5 protein-coding genes are annotated in these 3,348 nt (G+C 70.9%); 3 read left to right on the top strand and 2 right to left on the bottom strand.

All coding sequences use genetic code 11. The annotated features are described in order from the left end of the window. Both AB0E77_RS34100 and AB0E77_RS34095 read left to right on the top strand, forming a co-directional pair. Positions 1-172: adenosylhomocysteinase (locus tag AB0E77_RS34100; protein ID WP_361578873.1), on the top strand; the 172-nt coding region annotated here is incomplete at its 5' end. A 110-nt stretch (positions 173-282) separates the two neighbouring features. Next, positions 283-921: a hypothetical protein gene (locus AB0E77_RS34095; RefSeq protein WP_361578871.1), complete on the top strand. Its 639-nt coding sequence runs from the start codon at positions 283-285 to the stop codon at positions 919-921. A gap of 31 nt (positions 922-952) precedes the next feature. Here the strand turns inward: AB0E77_RS34095 and AB0E77_RS34090 are convergent, their stop codons facing one another. After that, on the bottom strand, positions 953-1,861 hold the full coding sequence (locus AB0E77_RS34090; RefSeq protein ID WP_361578868.1) for an RDD family protein: 909 nt from the start codon (positions 1,859-1,861) through the stop codon (positions 953-955). 126 nt (positions 1,862-1,987) lie between these two features. On the opposite strand from AB0E77_RS34090, the gene AB0E77_RS34085 reads away from it, so the two are divergent. Continuing rightward, positions 1,988-2,995 (top strand): stage II sporulation protein M, encoded by a 1,008-nt coding sequence (locus AB0E77_RS34085; protein ID WP_361578865.1) that lies wholly within the window; start codon positions 1,988-1,990, stop codon positions 2,993-2,995. Between the two features lie 132 nt (positions 2,996-3,127). On the opposite strand, the gene AB0E77_RS34080 is transcribed toward AB0E77_RS34085, so the two are convergent. Beyond that, positions 3,128-3,348 (bottom strand): hypothetical protein (locus AB0E77_RS34080; RefSeq protein ID WP_361578862.1); only part of this gene is annotated, 221 nt, incomplete at its 5' end.

Here is a 3,348-nt window from a genome sequence, read left to right as displayed (position 1 = left end):
CGACGAGTACCCGACCGACGTCTACGTGCTGCCCAAGCACCTGGACGAGAAGGTCGCCCGCCTCCACCTCGACTCCCTCGGCGTCAAGCTGACCACGCTCCGCCCGGAGCAGGCCGAGTACATCGGCGTGAAGGTCGAGGGCCCCTACAAGGCGGACCACTACCGCTACTGAGTCACCGGTTCCTCCGAGGCAGGCCCCCGCACCCCCGTGCCGGGGGCCTGCCCCATTGGCGCCGCGCCCGCATCAGCGGCCGGACCAGCCCGTCACCACCCAGGACACCCATGCCCCGCGGCCGTTATTCGCTCCACGATCCGCACGATCACACCCCCCTCGCAGAAGAACACTTCCAGTGCGCCCCCGGCCCGTCCGGCTGGCGCTACGTCTCCCGGCTGACCACGCCCACCGGAGACCACCTCGGCTCCGTCGACCTCGCCCTCGACGAACTCGGCCGTCCCATCCGCCTGGAACTCCACGCCGCCGACTGGCAGGTGCGCGGAGCCGCTATCGACGGCGTCACCTGGGTCCGTACCGACCCCACCGGAGTCCACGCCACCGAAGGCAATGTGCGCGCCCACGCCTTCACCGGCACCTCCCCGGCCTTCCTCGTCGCCACCACCCGACTCCTGCGCCTCACCCCCTCCGCATCGGCCACCCGCGTACGCCTCGTCGCCCTCACGGACCCGGTCCTCGCCCCCCTCACCGTGGACCAGTCCTGGGCACTGGTGAACAGCGAAGCACACCCCACTGACAACGGCCCCCTGACCGTGGACGAATACCAGGTCACGGCCCTGGACACCGGCGAACAGCACACCGTGCACATCGCCGGCGACGTCGTCCTCGCGGCCCCCGGCATCGAGCTGGAGGACCTGGAGTCACCACCGTCGGTGTTCCCCCTACCGGAACCGGGCGCCGACGCATGACGCAGTGACTCGAACGCGACAGCGGCAACCGCTACGCCGGCGGCACGAAACCGGTGGCGGACCGCCCGCCCTGCGGCGCGTCGCCCGGGCCCACCGGAGGAGCCACCGGAGGCGTCACACGCGCCACCGGCGATGAATAGCTCACGGGTGGCGCGGCCGGCGCCGCGGCAGGGACCGCGCCCTGCGGGGTACCGCCGCCGAAGGCCCGCCGAGCCTCCCGCGCCTGCCGTTCCTGCAGCACCGCGGCCAGAAAGGCGGCCGGTGGCACACCCTGCGGTGCCGGGGCACCCGTGAGGGCCGCCACCTCGGACGCGAGCCGCGCCGCCATGGTCCAGCCGACCTGGGGATCGAGCTGCCCCATCCGCGCGAGGTACTGACGGACGGCGAGCCACAGTCCGTCGGGCACGGCGGACAGATCGAGACCGGAGAAGCGCCCCGCCAGCCACGGCGGAGGCGGCGGCAGAAAGCCCGTCGGCGCGACCGGCACCCGTTCCCGGACGACGAGGGTCCCCGCGAACACGTCACCGACGCGGCGGCCCCGCTCCGAGACCAGGGAGGCGATGCAGGCCACCACTCCGAGCGTCATCAGGATCTCGACCACTCCGATCAGGCCCCGCACCAGCGCGTGCCGGAACCGGATCGGCCCACCGTCGTCCCGCACCACCCTCAGCCCGCACGCCATCTTCCCCAGTGACCGCCCGTGGCTGAGCGTCTCGACCGCGATCGGACCGCCCACCAGCACCAGGACGAAAACGGCGAGGGACAGCGCCGTCTGCGCCGCCATGTCCAGGGACGAGGTCGACGCGACCAGAGCGATGGTGATGGCCACGTAGGCCGCCAGGGCCACCACCAGATCGAGCAGGATGGCCAGGGCCCTGCTGGGCAGCCTCGCGGGACGCAGCTCCAGCGCCACCGCCTCGCCCGTCACCAGCTCGCTCACGCCTGCCGCCCTTCCCCTGGCTGCCCCCGTCCCCGCCAGTCTGCCAAGCTGAGGACGCACCGCGCCGCGGTACGACAAGCTGATCCACGACGAGCCGCCGACGATAGCCGAGGAGCAGGCACACCGATGGACCTCGACGTCTTCGTCTCCGCCCACCGGGCGGAGTGGGACCGCCTCGACGCCCTGCTCCGCCGCCGGCGCCGGCTCACCGGCGCGGAGACCGACGAACTCGTCGTCCTCTACCAGCGCGCGGCCACCCACCTCTCCCTCATCCAGTCGAGCGCCCCCGACCCGCAGCTGACCGGACGGCTCAGTCAACTGGTGGCACGCGCGCGCAGCGCCGTGACGGGCACCCGCCGGGCCTCCTGGCGCGACGTCACCCGCTTCCTGACCCAGCAGTTCCCGGCCGCCGTCTACCGGGCCCGCCACTGGTGGGTCCCCACCGCACTCATATCGACCGCCGTCGCGGTGCTGCTGGGCTGGTGGATCGGCTCCCATCCCGAGGTGCAGTCCACCATCGCGGCCCCCAGCGAACTGCGCGAGCTCACCCGCCCCGGCGGCCAGTACGAGACGTACTACTCCAGCCACCCCGCGGCCTCGTTCGCCGCACAGGTCTGGACGAACAACGCCTGGGCCGCCGCGCTCTGCTTGATCCTGGGCGTCTTCCTGGGCCTGCCGGTGATCTGGATCCTGTTCCAGAACATGCTCAACCTCGGCATCGGGTTCGGCCTGATGTCGTCGGCCGGCCGCCTCGACACCTTCCTCGGCCTGGTCCTGCCCCACGGCCTGCTCGAACTCACGGCAGTGTTCGTCGCCGCCGGAACCGGCCTGCGGCTCGGCTGGACCCTCGTCGACCCGGGCCCGCGCACCCGCCGTACCGCGCTCGCCGAAGAGGGCCGCGCAGCGATCGGCATGGCGATGGGCCTCGCCCTGGTCCTGTTCGTCTCCGGGGCCATCGAAGGCTTCGTCACCCCGTCCGGCCTGCCCACCTGGACCCGCGTCGCCATCGGCGTACTGGCAGAACTGGCCTTCCTGGCCTACGTCTATGTACTCGGCGGCCGTGCCGTACGTGCAGGCGACACGGGGGACGTCGAGGCGGCCGAGCGCAGCGCCACCGTGCCGACGGCCGCCTGATGTGCATCAGCCCCGGTGGAGCTGCTAGTGTCCTCTTCGTTCCCGCAAGAGCCGTTGACACGGAGCGAGCGGGGAGGTAGATTCAAACAGTTGCCTGTAGACGGGGTCTCCCCAGAGGGTGACAGTGAGCATCTATACGCTTCCTCCTGGATCATCGAATTCGGAGAAGCCATCCTCCCGATTAATCGGAAAAGAACGGCCGGTCAGACCGGCCCGGAACTTCTGATAAAGTCGGAACCGCCGGAAAGGGAAACGCGAAAGCGGGAACCTGGAAAGCACCGAGGAAATCGGATCGGAAAGATCTGATAGAGTCGGAAACGCAAGACCGAAGGGAAGCGCCCGGAGGAAAGCCC

Source organism: Streptomyces sp. NPDC032940 (assembly GCF_040636935.1).
GTDB lineage: Bacteria > Actinomycetota > Actinomycetes > Streptomycetales > Streptomycetaceae > Streptomyces.
The sequence above is the reverse complement of the archived record's forward strand: the minus strand, read 5'-3'. Positions and strand labels throughout refer to the sequence as shown.